16 protein-coding genes are annotated in these 14,019 nt (G+C 60.9%); 3 read left to right on the top strand and 13 right to left on the bottom strand.

Annotated features, from left to right (window positions below; genetic code table 11):
* From J6524_RS21660 to J6524_RS21620, 9 genes are all read right to left on the bottom strand, one after another.
* Entirely contained in the window at nucleotides 1-705 is a 705-nt protein-coding gene (locus J6524_RS21660; RefSeq protein ID WP_225674195.1) for an SDR family NAD(P)-dependent oxidoreductase, read from the bottom strand.
* A complete protein-coding gene (locus tag J6524_RS21655) occupies nucleotides 702-1,007 on the bottom strand; it encodes a molybdopterin dinucleotide binding domain-containing protein (RefSeq protein ID WP_225674192.1) in 306 nt (101 codons plus the stop codon). Before J6524_RS21655 ends, J6524_RS21660 begins: the two co-directional genes overlap by 4 nt.
* A gap of 264 nt (nucleotides 1,008-1,271) precedes the next feature.
* Nucleotides 1,272-1,925, bottom strand: a complete 654-nt coding sequence (locus J6524_RS21650; protein ID WP_225674629.1) for a flavin reductase family protein — start codon at nucleotides 1,923-1,925, stop codon at nucleotides 1,272-1,274.
* Nucleotides 1,926-2,040: 115 nt separating this feature from the next.
* Nucleotides 2,041-3,054, bottom strand: coding sequence for an NAD(P)H-dependent flavin oxidoreductase (locus tag J6524_RS21645; protein ID WP_225674190.1), 1,014 nt, complete (start codon nucleotides 3,052-3,054; stop codon nucleotides 2,041-2,043).
* 53 nt (nucleotides 3,055-3,107) lie between these two features.
* Nucleotides 3,108-4,295: an acetyl-CoA C-acyltransferase gene (locus J6524_RS21640; RefSeq protein ID WP_225674188.1), complete on the bottom strand. Its 1,188-nt coding sequence runs from the start codon at nucleotides 4,293-4,295 to the stop codon at nucleotides 3,108-3,110.
* A 53-nt stretch (nucleotides 4,296-4,348) separates the two neighbouring features.
* On the bottom strand, nucleotides 4,349-5,479 hold the full coding sequence (locus tag J6524_RS21635) for an acyl-CoA dehydrogenase family protein (RefSeq protein ID WP_225674186.1): 1,131 nt from the start codon (nucleotides 5,477-5,479) through the stop codon (nucleotides 4,349-4,351).
* 20 nt (nucleotides 5,480-5,499) lie between these two features.
* Nucleotides 5,500-6,681 carry an acyl-CoA dehydrogenase family protein gene (locus J6524_RS21630; RefSeq protein WP_225674184.1) on the bottom strand — a complete coding sequence of 394 codons (1,182 nt, stop codon included), beginning with the start codon at nucleotides 6,679-6,681 and terminating at the stop codon, nucleotides 5,500-5,502.
* 15 nt (nucleotides 6,682-6,696) lie between these two features.
* Entirely contained in the window at nucleotides 6,697-7,434 is a 738-nt protein-coding gene (locus tag J6524_RS21625) for an SDR family oxidoreductase (RefSeq protein WP_225674182.1), read from the bottom strand.
* A gap of 14 nt (nucleotides 7,435-7,448) precedes the next feature.
* Entirely contained in the window at nucleotides 7,449-8,177 is a 729-nt protein-coding gene (locus J6524_RS21620) for an AMP-binding enzyme (RefSeq protein ID WP_225674180.1), read from the bottom strand.
* Nucleotides 8,178-8,410: 233 nt separating this feature from the next.
* On the opposite strand from J6524_RS21620, the gene J6524_RS21615 reads away from it, so the two are divergent.
* Entirely contained in the window at nucleotides 8,411-9,154 is a 744-nt protein-coding gene (locus J6524_RS21615) for an SDR family NAD(P)-dependent oxidoreductase (RefSeq protein ID WP_225674179.1), read from the top strand.
* A 1-nt stretch (nucleotide 9,155) separates the two neighbouring features.
* The gene (locus J6524_RS21610) at nucleotides 9,156-9,833 is read left to right on the top strand and encodes a glutathione S-transferase family protein (protein ID WP_225674177.1); all 678 of its coding nucleotides are present in this window, start codon (nucleotides 9,156-9,158) and stop codon (nucleotides 9,831-9,833) included.
* Between the two features lie 31 nt (nucleotides 9,834-9,864).
* On the opposite strand, the gene J6524_RS21605 is transcribed toward J6524_RS21610, so the two are convergent.
* From J6524_RS21605 to J6524_RS21590, 4 genes are all read right to left on the bottom strand, one after another.
* Entirely contained in the window at nucleotides 9,865-11,064 is a 1,200-nt protein-coding gene (locus J6524_RS21605; protein ID WP_225674175.1) for a CaiB/BaiF CoA transferase family protein, read from the bottom strand.
* Between the two features lie 137 nt (nucleotides 11,065-11,201).
* Nucleotides 11,202-12,341: an epoxide hydrolase family protein gene (locus J6524_RS21600; protein ID WP_225674173.1), complete on the bottom strand. Its 1,140-nt coding sequence runs from the start codon at nucleotides 12,339-12,341 to the stop codon at nucleotides 11,202-11,204.
* 19 nt (nucleotides 12,342-12,360) lie between these two features.
* Nucleotides 12,361-12,537, bottom strand: coding sequence for a CoA transferase (locus tag J6524_RS37420; protein WP_283843336.1), 177 nt, complete (start codon nucleotides 12,535-12,537; stop codon nucleotides 12,361-12,363).
* A 56-nt stretch (nucleotides 12,538-12,593) separates the two neighbouring features.
* Nucleotides 12,594-13,226 carry a 2-hydroxychromene-2-carboxylate isomerase gene (locus J6524_RS21590; RefSeq protein WP_225674171.1) on the bottom strand — a complete coding sequence of 211 codons (633 nt, stop codon included), beginning with the start codon at nucleotides 13,224-13,226 and terminating at the stop codon, nucleotides 12,594-12,596.
* Nucleotides 13,227-13,463: 237 nt separating this feature from the next.
* Between J6524_RS21590 and J6524_RS21585 the strand changes: the two genes are divergently transcribed.
* Nucleotides 13,464-13,979 (top strand): winged helix-turn-helix transcriptional regulator, encoded by a 516-nt coding sequence (locus J6524_RS21585; protein WP_225674169.1) that lies wholly within the window; start codon nucleotides 13,464-13,466, stop codon nucleotides 13,977-13,979.
* The last annotated feature ends 40 nt before the right edge of the window (nucleotides 13,980-14,019 follow it).

Here is a 14,019-nt window from a genome sequence, read left to right as displayed (position 1 = left end):
TCACCAATTTTCGTGGAACGGCCGCAGTTCCGTAAGGAATGACCAGGCCGATCGATCCTGACTGTAGAGATGGTACAGTTCATCGGCGATGGCGGCAGGCTTGATGAAGAATTCATCCGGTTTGTCGCTCATCCGCGCGCGCATCCGGGGCGTGTCGATCACGGCGTCGATGAGGACATAGGCAACGTGGACGCCTAGAGGCCCGATGTCACGCGCGATCGACTCTGCCAATATGCGCTGCGCCGCCTTTGTCGGAGCGAAGCCGGCAAAATTCGCCTTGCCCCGGATCGCAGACGTGTTTCCGGTCACCAGGATCGCGCCCTTGCCTCGATCGATCATGTCAGCAGCCACTTCGCGCGCCAAGTACAACAAGCCCATCACGTTGACCTCGAAATTGCCCTTCAGCATCTTCGGGTCGATCTCGCGAAAGCTCCCCCAGCCTCCTCCTACCGCGTTGTGGACGAGAACCTCGGCCGCCCCGAAGCGGCGCCTTACATCAGTGACGGTGGTCCGCACCTGGCTCTCGTCGGACACGTCGCGGGTTACCGCGTGCACATCGGGAAGCTCTTGCGCAAGGCGATTGATGAGCTCCGCTGAACGGGCAAGCGCGACGATACGGAACCCGCCAGCAGAGAAGCGCTTGACGATGGCAGCTCCAGTGCCCGGCCCTACACCTGTCACGATCGCGATTGGTTTCTCGGTCATTTATTGCTCCCTCGAGTTCCGGCCGCTCTCATATGAATTCGCTCGGACTGCGACTGATAGGGCGCAGCCTCGTGCGCGGACACCAGGGCCAGACGTACCGCGACGTTCTTGTGGTAGGGCGTGCCCGCAATGGGATCGCGGTTGCCGCTCTCGGTGAGCATATTGATGCGCGGCCCGTTGATCAGGCCCTCTCCATCCGACGTGGGGTATGCCTGACCGTAGCCGTGCGGCAGCGCCAGGTGGCCATTCCGCATGGCGTCATCGACCTTGCAGCGGACGACGAGGCGAAACGCGCGAGCCATTCCAGCATCTGAGGGACCACCAGCCGGACCCTTCGATCCGAATGGCTGATCAACGACCAGACCTCGTCATAGTCGTGCCGGGTAACCGCCGTGCCCTGGCGTGTCGCCACGATTGTATCGAACAGAAGATCGCCGAGCTGATGATCCGCCACCTCGTCCGATGCGCCGATCGCGCGCTGCACCGCCTGGGGCGATCGCTTCTCGCAAGCCAAAGCCGCGCTCCACAAGGGTGCCGCGGCCGCCGTGCCATTCATCTCCTCGCCATCAGGTGCCATGGAACTCCGGCTTGCTGCTGCCGGGCGGGCGCTTCATCTCGAACATGTTTTCCGTACGGACCTCGAGGTAATCTCCACCGCGGCCAGCGCGCAGTATGGGACGCGCAAGTGCAGTGTTGTAGACACCGTCCTCGATCAAGGACTTATCGATGTATACTGCGACGACCTCGCCTAGCACGAACCACCCTTCAACCTTCTCACCGCGCGCGTTCGTCAATTGAGAGACTTCGGTAACCTTGCATTCCATCGCGGCCCTGCTCTCGCCCACCCGCGGCGCAGCGACGTGGCGTCCGGGTATTGGCGTCAGCCCTGCTGCTTCGAACTCGCTCACGCCGTGATCGAGTGGCGTCGCCGTCATGTTCATGCGGTCACCCAGATCCATCGTGACCAGATTCCAAACGAATTCGCGGGTCTCACTGACGTTCTTTACGGTGTCCTTCCACGAAATTGAGGAGAACCCGATAATCGGAGGGTCGTAGAGGAACGCGTTGAAGAAGCTATATGGAGCGAGGTTCAGTTGACCGGTCGCATTTCGTGACGAAATCCAGCCAATCGGACGCGGCGCGACAATCGCGTTGAATGGATTATGTCGGAGTCCGTGGCCCTTCGAAGGCTCGTAGTAATGGAAGTCGGCCAGATCCATAAACTCCCCTTCCCGAGACTGCCGAAGGCCATCCATCGCTGGCCAATCGAGCTTCACCATAACAATCACCGCACGCCCAACCATGCGTGGGAATAGCCCTCGTTAGAACATCCGGCTACGCGATCGCGCGGGCGGCAGCCGGCCTTTGCTCGGCATTATCGAGGAAGCCAGTCAGGCGCTGACGGATGATTCGCTCGGCATCCGCCATGATGCGGTCAATCAGTTCCTTCACCGTCGGAATATCGTGAATGAGCCCTACGACCATGCCGCAGCTCCAGGCGCCCGCTTCCATGTCGCCTTCGATCATCACCTTCGGATAGACTCCAGCGACCTGCTCGTGGATGTCGCCAATCTTCAGGCTTGCGCCTTTCTCGCGCTCGATCTCCAGCAACTGGTCGACGCCCTTGTTCTTCAAGACGCGCTCGGTATTGCGCAGCGCGCGCATGACCAGCACGGTGTCGAGTTCGGTCGCCTTGACTAAGGCCTGCTTTACATTGTCGTGGACTGGCGCTTCCCTCGTGGCGATGAAGCGGGTACCCATGTTCATGCCGGCCGCCCCCATCGACAGCGCCGCGACGAGGCTCCGCGCGTCGGCCATGCCGCCCGATGCCACGAATGGAATCTTCAGCTCGTCCGCCGCACGGGGCAGCAGGATCATGTTCGGGATGTCGTCCTCGCCGGGATGGCCGCCGCATTCGAAGCCATCAACGCTGACAGCGTCGCAGCCGATCTTCTCGGCCTTGAGCGAGTGCCGCACCGAGGTGCATTTGTGGATCACCTTGATGCCAGCGGCTTTCAGCGCCGGCATATACTGCTCGGGGCTGCGGCCAGCGGTCTCCACCGCCTTGACGCCGCCTTGCTTGATAGCAGCGATATACTCCGGATATGGCGGCGCGGTGAAGCTCGGCAGGAAAGTAAGGTTCACGCCAAAGGGCTTATCCGTCATGTCGCGGCAGCGCGCGATCTCCTTGGCCAATAGTTCCGGCGTCCGTTGCGTCAGGCCGGTGATGATTCCGAGCCCGCCGGCATTCGATACTGCGGCGGCGAGTTCGGCGAACCCTACATAATGCATTCCGCCCTGAATGATCGGATGTTCGATGCCGAACATCTCGGTAATTGCAGTCTTCACGCGTACCTCCAATGTGTTTTGACAGATCTCTAGTCCAGCCAGCTTGTCGTCCGTCAGTGGACAACTTCGAGGAGGCCTGCGGCACCCATGCCGCCTCCAATGCACATCGTGACCACCGCATATTTCGCCCTGCGCCGGCGTCCTTCGATCAGAGCATGGCCGGTCAGCCGCGCTCCGGTCATGCCGTAGGGATGACCGACTGCGATCGATCCGCCATTGACGTTGAGCTTCTCCGGGTCGATCCCGAGCTTGTCGCGGCAATAGATCACCTGCACCGCGAATGCCTCGTTCAATTCCCAGAGATCGATATCGTCGATCTTCAGTCCGTGTCGCTTGAGCAGCCGAGGCACGGCATAGACCGGACCGACGCCCATCTCGTCCGGTTCGCAGCCTGCGGCGACGAAGCCACGGAAGATACCGAGCGGCTTTAATCCCTTTTGCGCCGCGAGCTTGTCGCTCATGATGACAGCGGCACTGGCGCCATCCGAAAGCTGACTGGCATTGCCTCCGGTAACAGTGAAGCCTGGCCCCTTGGCAGGCTTCACACCGGCGAGACCCTCTGCGGTGGTATCGGGACGCGGTCCCTCGTCGGCCGACAATGTCACCTGCTGATACGACACGGCGCCGGTCGCCTTGTCCGTGATTGCCATCGTGGTCTTGATCGGTGCGAGTTCGTCGTTGAACCGGCCGGCTTGCTGCGCAGCCGCCGTCCGGCGCTGGCTCTCGAGGCTGTATTCGTCTTGGCGTTCGCGCGAGATATTGTAGCGTTTCGCGACGATTTCGGCCGTATCGAGCATCGCGATGTAGGCATCTCCCTTTATCGCGAGCAGTTCAGGATCGACGGCATGAAAATTGTTCATCTGGTTGTTCTGGACCAGGCTGATCGATTCACCGCCGCCTCCGATGGCAACTTCCACGCCATCGAAGATGACCGAGCGCGCAGCCAAGGCAATCGCCTGCAGGCCGGACGCGCATTGCCGGTCGATGGTGGTTCCCGCCACACTGACCGGGAGTCCGGCGCGCAGCAGCGCCTTGCGTGCAATGTTCATCCCTGTGGTGCCCTGTTGCATGGCGCAACCCATCACAACATCCTCGACTTCGGCGCTCTCCACGTTGGCGCGTGACAAGGCAGCGGAAATTGCATGACCCAGCAACGTCGCGCCTTCGGTATTATTGAGGGCGCCCTTGTAGGCTTTGCCAATGGGAGTGCGAGCAGTCGAGACGATTACGGCTTCAGTCATCGCTTACCTCTGGTCGGGATGCAGCAATCGATTTGCTGCGCGGGGAAGGAGATTCAGCTCTGCTGCGCGTACCGCATCAGATGATAGGCAGGATCGCCGAACTGGATGTTGATGGAGCTTATTCGCTTGAAGTAGTGGCCGACGTTCAACTCGTCGCTCATGCCCATGCCGCCGTGCAGTTGCACGGCCTGCTCCGCGACGAAGCGCGCGGCATAGCCTACCTTCGTCTTGGCGCCGGACGCCAGTTTCGATCCGTTCGGTTCCTTCGATGCCAGGCTTAGGTTCAAATGCTGGGTCAGCGAAATCGACTCCTCAAGCGCGATGAACATATCGACCATTCGATGCTGCAGCACCTGAAACGTTCCCAGCGCAACCCCGAACTGCTTGCGCGTCTTGCTGTATTCGAGCGTCGCCGAGTTCAGCTCCGTCATGGCGCCGACGGCTTCCGCGCAAAGGGCCGCGATGGCGCGATCGCGGGCCGCCTCCAGGGCAGCGACGCCCTCGCCTTCGTTGCCCAGCATCTGGCTGGCCGGCACCTCGACGTTCATCAGCGTGAGTTCAGCGGCGCGCCGACCGTCGATGGTCTTGAAGCTCTGGAGGTGAAGATTGGCAGCGTGGCGATCTACAATAAACAGGCTCACGCCATCGCGGTCGCGTGGCTGGCCCGAGGTGCGTGCCGAAACGATCAGCTTGTCGGCCCATGGCGCTCCGACCACCGCTGCTTTACTTCCGCTCAGAACAAACCTGTCCCCTTGGCGGCGTGCCGTTGTGTTTACGTTGTCAAAATCGTAGCGCGATCGTCCCTCCGCCCACGCCAGGGCCCAGATCGCATCGCCCTCCATGATCTTCGGTAGAAACGCCTGGCGCTGCTCGGACGAGCCGATGTTCTCGATCAGGTCACCGGCCAGGACAACCGTCTCAAAATACGGCTCGACGACGAGGTTGCGGCCGAACTCCTGCATCACGATCATCGTCGCAAGCGAGCCGCCACCAAGGCCGCCGGAGCTTTCCTGGAACGGCGCGGCACAGAGCCCAAGTTCGGCAAAGGATTTCCAGTGCCTGCGGCTCCAGCCTTCATCGGTCGCAACGATCTTGCGGCGCTCATCGAAATCGTACTGCTCGCGCAGGAAGCGTTGAATGCTGGAACGGAGCAATTCCTGTTCTTCGGTCAACTGAATATCCATCGGATGCCTCGTGCGATTCGTCAGAGACCGAGCACCGCTTTCGCGATGATGTTGCGCTGGATCTCGTTCGATCCTCCGTAAATGCTGAGTTTGCGGGAGTTCAGATACTTTTCCGTCGCGGTGTGTCCGTAGTCCGGCCCCGGCATGAAGTGGTTGGCGCTTACCGGGTGCTCACGGATGGCCAGACCGTAATTTCCGATCGCCTGATGCGTCAGGTCCGTGATGCGCTGGAAGATCTCGGTGCCCCGGATCTTGAACAGCGACGCCGCCGGCCCCGGGTCGATGCCCCGCGACATCTGCGCGACGATGCGCAATTCGGTTGCCTCCAGCGCCAGCACATCGAGCTCGACGCGCGCGATCTCCCTGATGAATTCCCCGAAGGCTGGATCGTCCTCACCAACCTCGGTTCTCACGATCTGCTTGAGACGCCCGAGATACCGAGTGGACCGGCCGATCCCGGCCATGCTGGTGCGTTCGTTGCCGAGCAGGAATTTCGCGTAGGTCCACCCCTTGTTTTCCTCGCCAATCAAGTTCTCTACGGGGACCCGCACGTCCTCGAGGAACACGTCGTTGACTTCGTGCGATCCGTCGATGGTGATGATGGGCCGCACGGTGACGCCGGGCGATTTCATGTCGATCAGCAGGAAGGAAATGCCGGCCTGAGGCTTTGCCGAAGGATCGGTGCGCACCAGGCAGAAGATCCAGTCGGCATGCTGGGCCAGCGTCGTCCAGGTCTTGTGGCCGTTGACGATATAGTGATCGCCGTCGCGCACCGCCTTGGTGCGGACCGATGCGAGGTCGGATCCGGAGCCCGGCTCCGAATAACCCTGGCACCACCAGTCCTCGCCTGAGAGGATACGCGGCAGAAACTTCTTTTTCTGCGCGTCGTTGCCGAAGGTGTAGATGACCGGACCGACCATGGTCACGCTGAACGCAAGCGGCGGCAGCGTCCCAGCGCGCGAGGTCTCCTGCTCAAAGATGAATCGTTGCGTAACGGACCAGCCGGGGCCGCCATATTCCTTGGGCCAGAGCGGCGCGATCCAACCCTTCTTGTAGAGGATGCGGTGCCAGAGCAGCGACTGCTCCTTGGTCAAATCGGTCTCGGGGTTGGGAACGCGCATTTCCTGCGGATAGTTCTCCGCAATAAAAGCGCGCACCTCGTCACGAAATGCAGCATCCTCGCTGGAAAGATTGAGCTCCATCGTGCGAGGCTCCCGTTACCACTTCTCGCCGAACGGACGGATCTCCAGCTCGAAGGTCCAGGCGCTCTTGGGCTGCTGATAGAGCATCCAATAGCTTTCCGCGACCGACGACGGCGGCATCAACGCATCGGGGTCGTCCAGCGCGGTCGGACCAAGTGCCTCTAGCCGCCGCTGGCGTACCCACTCGGTGTCGACGCCGGAATCGATGATGAGATGCGCCACGTGAATATTCTTGGGACCCAACTCACGCGCCGTCGCCTGGGCTACGGCTCGCAGACCGAACTTGGCGCTGGCGAACGCCGCATAACCCGCCCCACCGCGGAGACTCGCGGTCGCGCCGGTGAAGAAGATATTGCCCTTGCCCCGGGGCAGCATCAGCCGCGCGGCTTCGCGCCCGGCGAGGAAGCCGGAATAGCAGGCCATCTCCCAGACCTTTCGGAACACGCGCTCGGTGGTTTCTAGGATCGGAAAATTGACGTTGGCCCCGATATTGAAGATGCAAACCTCAAGCGGTGCGTACTTGTCGGCATCTCTAAGGAAGGAGATGATCTCCTCTTCCTTGCGCGCATCGAGCGAACGCGCGTGAATTTCGCCGCCCGCCCTCTCGATCTCCTTGACGAGCGGCTCGAGCTTGGCGCCGTTACGGCGCCCGGCAAACACCGTGAAGCCCTCGGAGGCGAACTTCTTTGCGATCTCGCCGCCGATAAAGTCCCCGGCACCGATTACGGCCACGGTTGCGTTTCTCTTTTGCAAAGGCGTTCTCCCGGTCAGGTTAAGTGAGTTCGTCGCTGGAACCTCGCCGCCTGCTTGGCAGCAGCTCGGTCGCGACGCAAACAGGCCGCGAGCTCATGCTCGCGTATCTTGCCGGCTGAGCTTCCCGGCAAGACATCGACGACAACGATCTTCGGCGGCCGAATATAGGCGGCGAGCCGAGGTTTGATGGAATCCATCAGATCGGTCGCCTTGACGCGCGATCCCGGGAACGGCTGCACGAATGCGATAAGCTCCCCATCACCGTTGAGGGCTCGGCCAATGACTGCGGATTGCACATCCTTGTGTGAATTGAGAATTGCCTCGAGCTTGGCTGAGACGGCGCCAATCATTTCTTTGGTACGACCGAGAATGTACAGGCAATCGCCGTCAAAGCGGGCAATGTTGCCGGTATTGAACCAGCCTTCGCTGTCGATCACTTTGCCTGTCAGCTCGGGAGCGAGATAATAGCCGCGCATCACGTTGCGCCCGCGCACGTGGAGTTCTCCGACTTGTTCCTTTGATAGTGGTATGCCGTCGAGTGTTCTGATGCGCCCCTCAACTCCCGGCAGCAACGTGACAACAACGCCCAGCTCCAGATCGCAGTAGCTCCAGGATGCCCCGTTCTCGACGAGCGCGATCCGGTCGGGGGCTTCGACAAACTGTCTTGCCGTTACTTCATGGATGCGGCTCGGCAAGCCGACAGCAATCTCGTCGAGATTGATCGCCTCCGAAAGCTCCGCCACGACTGACCTCCCGACCAAGCATGCCTGCTTCTGCAACGCGGCACATTCGCCGCTTTACCTAACGTTCTTTTTTAGAACTCGTCAATCACTAATTCATTATCCCTGGACATGCGGCCCGAAGGGGCAACTTTGCTGCCCCATTATTGCGCGCATTTTGTTGGAAAGCCTCGTTTACAAAGTATCGTTCCGCAGCTACGATTAAAGTATCAAATAGGAACTTATCGGAGAACGGGATGGTGGAGCGCCGCGGCGTAGCGATACTTGTTGGCGCTGGCGACGCCATCGGCGCGGCCGTCGCCAGGCGTTTTGCGAAGGGCGGCTATACGGTTTGCATCTGCAGGCGGGATGCGTCCAAGTCGCAGGGGCTTGTGGGCGAGCTGAGAGCTGCCGGACATAGCATTCACGCGTTCAGTGTCGATGCCCGCCAGGAAGCGGAGGTCCAAGGCATATTTGCGCGAATCGAGAAGGAGCTGGGGCCGATCGAGGTCTGCCTGTTCAACGCGGGATCGAACGTCAACAAGCCATTGCTGGAGACAACCGAGAAGCTGTTCTTCAAGGCTTGGGAATTGGCCTGCTATGGCGGCTTCCTGGTCGGACGTGAGGCTGCACGCGTCATGCTTCCGCGCAAACACGGCACCATCTTCTTTACTGGTGCAACGGCCAGTGTGCGTGGCGGCTCGGGGTTTGCGGCATTTTCAGCAGCGAAGTTCGGACTTCGAGCAGTGGCTCAGGCGATGGCGCGGGAGCTCGGACCGAAGAACATTCACGTCGTGCATCTCCTGATCGACGCCGGCGTCGACAGCGAGGCCATTCACCAGCGCATGAAAGCAGCGAAGGGAATCGATGCAAGCGAAATTCCCCCGGACAGCCTGACCAAGACATCTTCCATTGCCGAAGCCTACTGGTTCACGCATCAGCAAAGCAGGGATGGCTGGACCCACGAACTCGATCTCCGCCCCTCCGTGGAGAAGTGGTGATATGAACACGACGCCAGACCTGACCCTGTGGGGCGTTGGGACCAGCCGCACCATTCGTGCGCACTGGGCCATGCACGAACTTGGCTTGTCCTACGAGACAAAGCCCATCGGACCGCGAACGGGTGAGACCAAGACCGCTGAATACACCAAGCTCAATCCGCGTCAGAAGATTCCCTTGCTGCAGGACGGTGATTTCTGCATCGGTGAAAGCGCAGCGATCGTTGCCTATTTGTCGCGAACCTATTCGACGCCCGACCGTTCGCTGATTCCCGTAACCCAGCGCGACTTCGCCGCTTGGCTGGAATGGTGCTTCTTTATTGTGGCCGAGCTCGACTCAACCAGCCTCTACGTCATGCGCCGCCATCGCGCGGATGCACTGGGACACATCTACGGAGTTGCCCCCGAAGTCGTCGCACAAGCCGGTGAGTATTTCCGGCAACAGTTGCGACACGTGGAGGTCGCGCTGGCAGATGGGCGGCAGTTCCTGATGGGCGACCAATTCACCAGCGCCGACATCCTGCTCACGACCTGCCTTGAGTGGGCCGTCGCCTATGGGGTCGGAATTTGCGACAATGCGCAACCCTACCTCGAACGCATCAAGAAACGGGACGCCTATCAGCGAGCCGTCGCGGCGAATGTCCCGATGGCACCGATCACGCCAGCGGCCGCGAAGGTCTGAGAACGTTCAACGGTCGCGAGAGAGCTTCGCCTCAGACAGCCACGCGCACGGCGCGCTCGGCAATCATCGTGTCGATGGCGCTGTCGTCATACCCCAGTTCGCGCAAGACATCGCGCGAGTGTTCGCCGACCCGGGGAGCCGGTCCGCCGATTGCAGCTTCGTTGATTTCGAAGCGGGCCGCGGGCTTGGGCTGCCGAACCCGCCCGACCTTCGGCTGATCGAACTCCGTGATGATGCCGCGCGCGACCACCTGCTCATTGTGGATGATTTCGCCCCGTCGCAGAATCGGAGCGCACGGCACGTCGGCAGCGTCGAGGCGATCGAGCCATTCGGCGGTGGTGTGTTGACCGATGTATTCCGCCATCTTGTTGATGCGCGCGGTGGCGTTGACCGAACGCGCCGATGGCGTCGCAAACCGGGGATCGTTGGCAAGCTCGGGATCGCCCGAGGCCCGGCAAAACCCCTGCCATTCGGAATCGGAAATGGTACCGGCCGTGATGTAGCCATCGCTGGTCTTGAACACGAGATCCGGCCGGTCGTTGGGATCGGCGGCGGTGGCCTCGGCTCCTACCACCGTGTACTGCATCATGCCTTCCGGCCACAGGTAGGAAATCATCGCATCCAGCATTGCGACCTGGATATGATCGCCCTGCCCGGTTTTCTCGCGGGCATAGAGCGCCGCCGCCACGGCCTGTGCGGTGAACACTGCGGTAGTTTTGTCGCACACGATGGTGCGGATCATTTGCGGACGGTTCGTGACCGGCTGCGACTGGATATCGGCAAAACCTGATAGGCCCTGAATGATCGGATCGTAAACGCGCTTCTTCACGTACGGGCCGGTGTCGCCGACGCCGCTGATCGAGACGTAGATCAGGCGCGGATGCCGCTGGCGCAACTCCTCTACGCCGAGTCCGAGGCGCTCCATGGTGCCGGGCCGGAAATTCTGCACCAGCACATCGGTCTGCGCAACCAGCCTGGCGAGCACCTCGCGGCCGGCCGCGCGTTTGACATCAATCGACAGCGAACGTTTGCCGCGGTTCGAAGAGATGAACAGCGCGGAGAACTCGCCGTCCTTGTCGATCGTGGCACGGCTGCGGCGGGTGATGTCGCCGCCGATCGGCTCGATCTTCAGGACGTCGGCGCCCTGATCGGCCAGAAACATGGTCGCGAACGGGCCCGACACAACGCCAGTCAGATCGAGGACACGAACACCGCTAAGCGGGCCAGGCATGGGCATTCTCCCGAGTTAACTTCTGCTTTAGATCCGCGAGTTTGGCTTCGCCACTCATCCCGGACAGCCGTTCTTTTTGCTTGTTAAACAGTTTAAGCGCGTGGATGCCTGGGACAACATGACGTTTGGGCCGCATCTCAACGCACCGTCCGGAAGAACTTCCTGACGTCGCCGACATACAGCTGCGGCTGCTCGAATGCGGCGAAATGCCCGCCCTTCTCCATCTCGCTCCAATGCGTAATATTGGAAAAATTTGGCTCCATCCAGCGCCTGACCGGCGTGATGATCTCCTTGGGGAACACGGCGACGCCCGTCGGCACCTTCACGACCGGCGTGGTCCTGCGCTTGCCAAAACTCTCCCAATAGAGCCGCGCCGACGAGGTCGCCGTCGCGGTCACCCAATATAGCATGACGTTGTCGAGCAGATCGTCCTTGCCAATGATGTTTTCGGGATGGCCGTTACAATCGGTCCAGGCCCAGAATTTTTCCAGAATCCAGGCCGCCTGCCCACTCGGCGAATCCGTCAGGCCATAGCCGAGTGTCTGCGGCCGCGTCGACTGCTGTTTCGAGTAGCCGGAATCGAGGTCGACGTAGTGCTTGAGGCCGGCGATCGCCCGCTTCTCCTCCGGTGTCGGCTCGCCCTCGACCTTCGGCGCCGCGTTGAACGCAAGCGTAACGTGGATGCCGGCGCAATGCGCAGGATCCTGCGCACCCAGCGACGTCGTCACCGCCGAGCCCCAGTCGCCGCCCTGCGCGCCATAGCGCGCATATCCGAGACGGTCCATCAACTTGGCCCAGGTCGCCGCGATGCGGTCAACGCCCCAGCCGGTGGTCTTGGGTTTTGTCGAGAAGCCGAAGCCCGGGAGCGAGGGACAGACGACATGAAACGCGTCGGCGGGATTGCCGCCGTGGGCTGCGGGATCGACCAGCGGCGCGATCACCTTCTGGAATTCGACGATCGAACCGGGCCAGCCATGGGTGATGAGCAGCGGCAGCGCGGACGGCACTTTCGAACGGACATGCAGGAAATGGATGTCGAGCCCGTCGATCTCGGTGGTGAACTGGTCGAAGCGATTGAGCTTCGCCTCACGCGCCCGCCAGTCATAGTGCTTGGCCCAGTAGCCGCAGATCTCCTGGATCCATTTCAGCGGCGCGCCCTGGCTCCAGTCGTCGACCAGTTCCGGCTCTGGCCAGCGCGTACGGGCAAGCCGCGACTTGAGATCGGCAAGAATGTCGTCGCTGACGTGGATGCGAAACGGCTTTATGGTGCTGGTCATCGGTTGCCCCCAAGTCTTGTCATTCCGGGGCACGCGAAGCGCGAGTCCGGAATCCATTGAACAACGAACTCGGCGGCACGGTGGATTCCGGGCTCGATACGTCGGCACCCTGATCCGCCAGAAACATGGTCGCGAACGGGCCCGACACTATCCCGGTCAGATCGAGGACACGAGCGCCGTTAAGCGGGCCAGGCATGGGCATTCTCCCGAGTTGACTTTAGCTACGCCACTCATCCCGGACAGTCGCCGCCGTCAGGCCGTCTTAGGAACAGGCTGTCTGGTCTGCTCGATGATCGACTCCTCGACGTCGCGGACTTGGTCCTTGCCAAAGAACATTTCCTTTCCAACGAAGAAAGTCGGCGAGCCGAAGGCTCCCCGGCTGACGGCGTCGTTGGTCAGATCGATCAGCCTCTTCTTGACGTCATCCTGTTGTGCGCGCGAGATCAGCCGGTCGATCTCGATGCTCGAGGAGATGAATGCGTTACGGAAGATTTCGGGGTCGTCCATCTTCTTCGGCTCTTCCCACATATGATGGTAGGCGGCGCGGAAGTAGGGCTCGAACACGCCTTCGAATTGGGCGGCGACGGCGCCGCGCATCAACATCAGCGTATTGACTGGAAAGAAAGGATTCTGACGGAATTTCGTGATGTTGTGGCGCCGGATAAAGCGCTGGGTCTCGAGTGCCTGATATTCCGGCTTGTTCTTGATTCCGCGAAGCGAGTCGAACGGCGACATATTGCCCGTCGCCTTGTAGATGCCGCCAAGCAGAACCGGCACGTACTCGAACTTGACGCCGGTACGCCGCTCGATCCCCGGAATGGCTACTTCCGCCAGATAAGCGTTCGGGCTGCCGAAATCGAACTGGAACTCTACCTTCAGGGGCATGTCGGCTCCTCCCGCGAGTGTTTGAATGATCAAGTCTGGTGCTCACTAGCCGAAATCCGGCTATCATTCGTTTACAGTTCTAAAAACGAACTGTCAAACTGTTGCAAATTTCCGCTGGTTTCGCCCCATCCGTAGGGATTGTTTGGAGATGAGTACCTATCTAGAATGATAAGGAAGCGACGGTTCCCTGGACGATTCGAGCAGAAACAGGGCGCCTGATGGACTGGAGAGCAGCAGATGCGATGGGATGCCCTTGAAGAAGAGCCGTGTTCGATGGCCCGCACGATCGGCGTGATCGGTGACCGTTGGACCCTTCTTATCCTGCGCGAATGCTTCCTGCGCACGCGCCGCTTCGAAGGATTTCAGTCCGCGCTCGGAATCACGCGGCATCTGCTCGCGGAACGGCTGAAGAAACTGGTGCGGCAAGGCGTGCTGCGCCGCATTCCCTATCAGGAGTCGCCCAAGCGCCATGAATACATCCTCACCCAAAAGGGCCTCGATCTCTATCCGATCATGATGGCGATCGTGCATTGGGGCGACACGCACATGGTCGACGAACGCGGGCGGCCGTTGCTGCACCAGCACCGCAAATGCGGCAAGAACTTCGATCCGGTCATGGTGTGCTCCGAATGCGGTGAGCCGCTGTCGGCCAAGGAGGTTCATACCCATCCGGGCCCCGGCGCCCGAAGCACAACCCCGGCAACAAAAGCGCCGGAGAAGCCGAAGGCAAAGCCGCGCCGCAGTGCCGCTTGAGGTGACCGCTCACGCGGGCTTACCACAATGCTAAGCAGGC

It is taken from the genome of Bradyrhizobium hereditatis (assembly GCF_020329435.1).
GTDB classification, from domain to species: Bacteria; Pseudomonadota; Alphaproteobacteria; order Rhizobiales; family Xanthobacteraceae; genus Bradyrhizobium; species Bradyrhizobium hereditatis.
The sequence above is the reverse complement of the archived record's forward strand: the minus strand, read 5'-3'. Positions and strand labels throughout refer to the sequence as shown.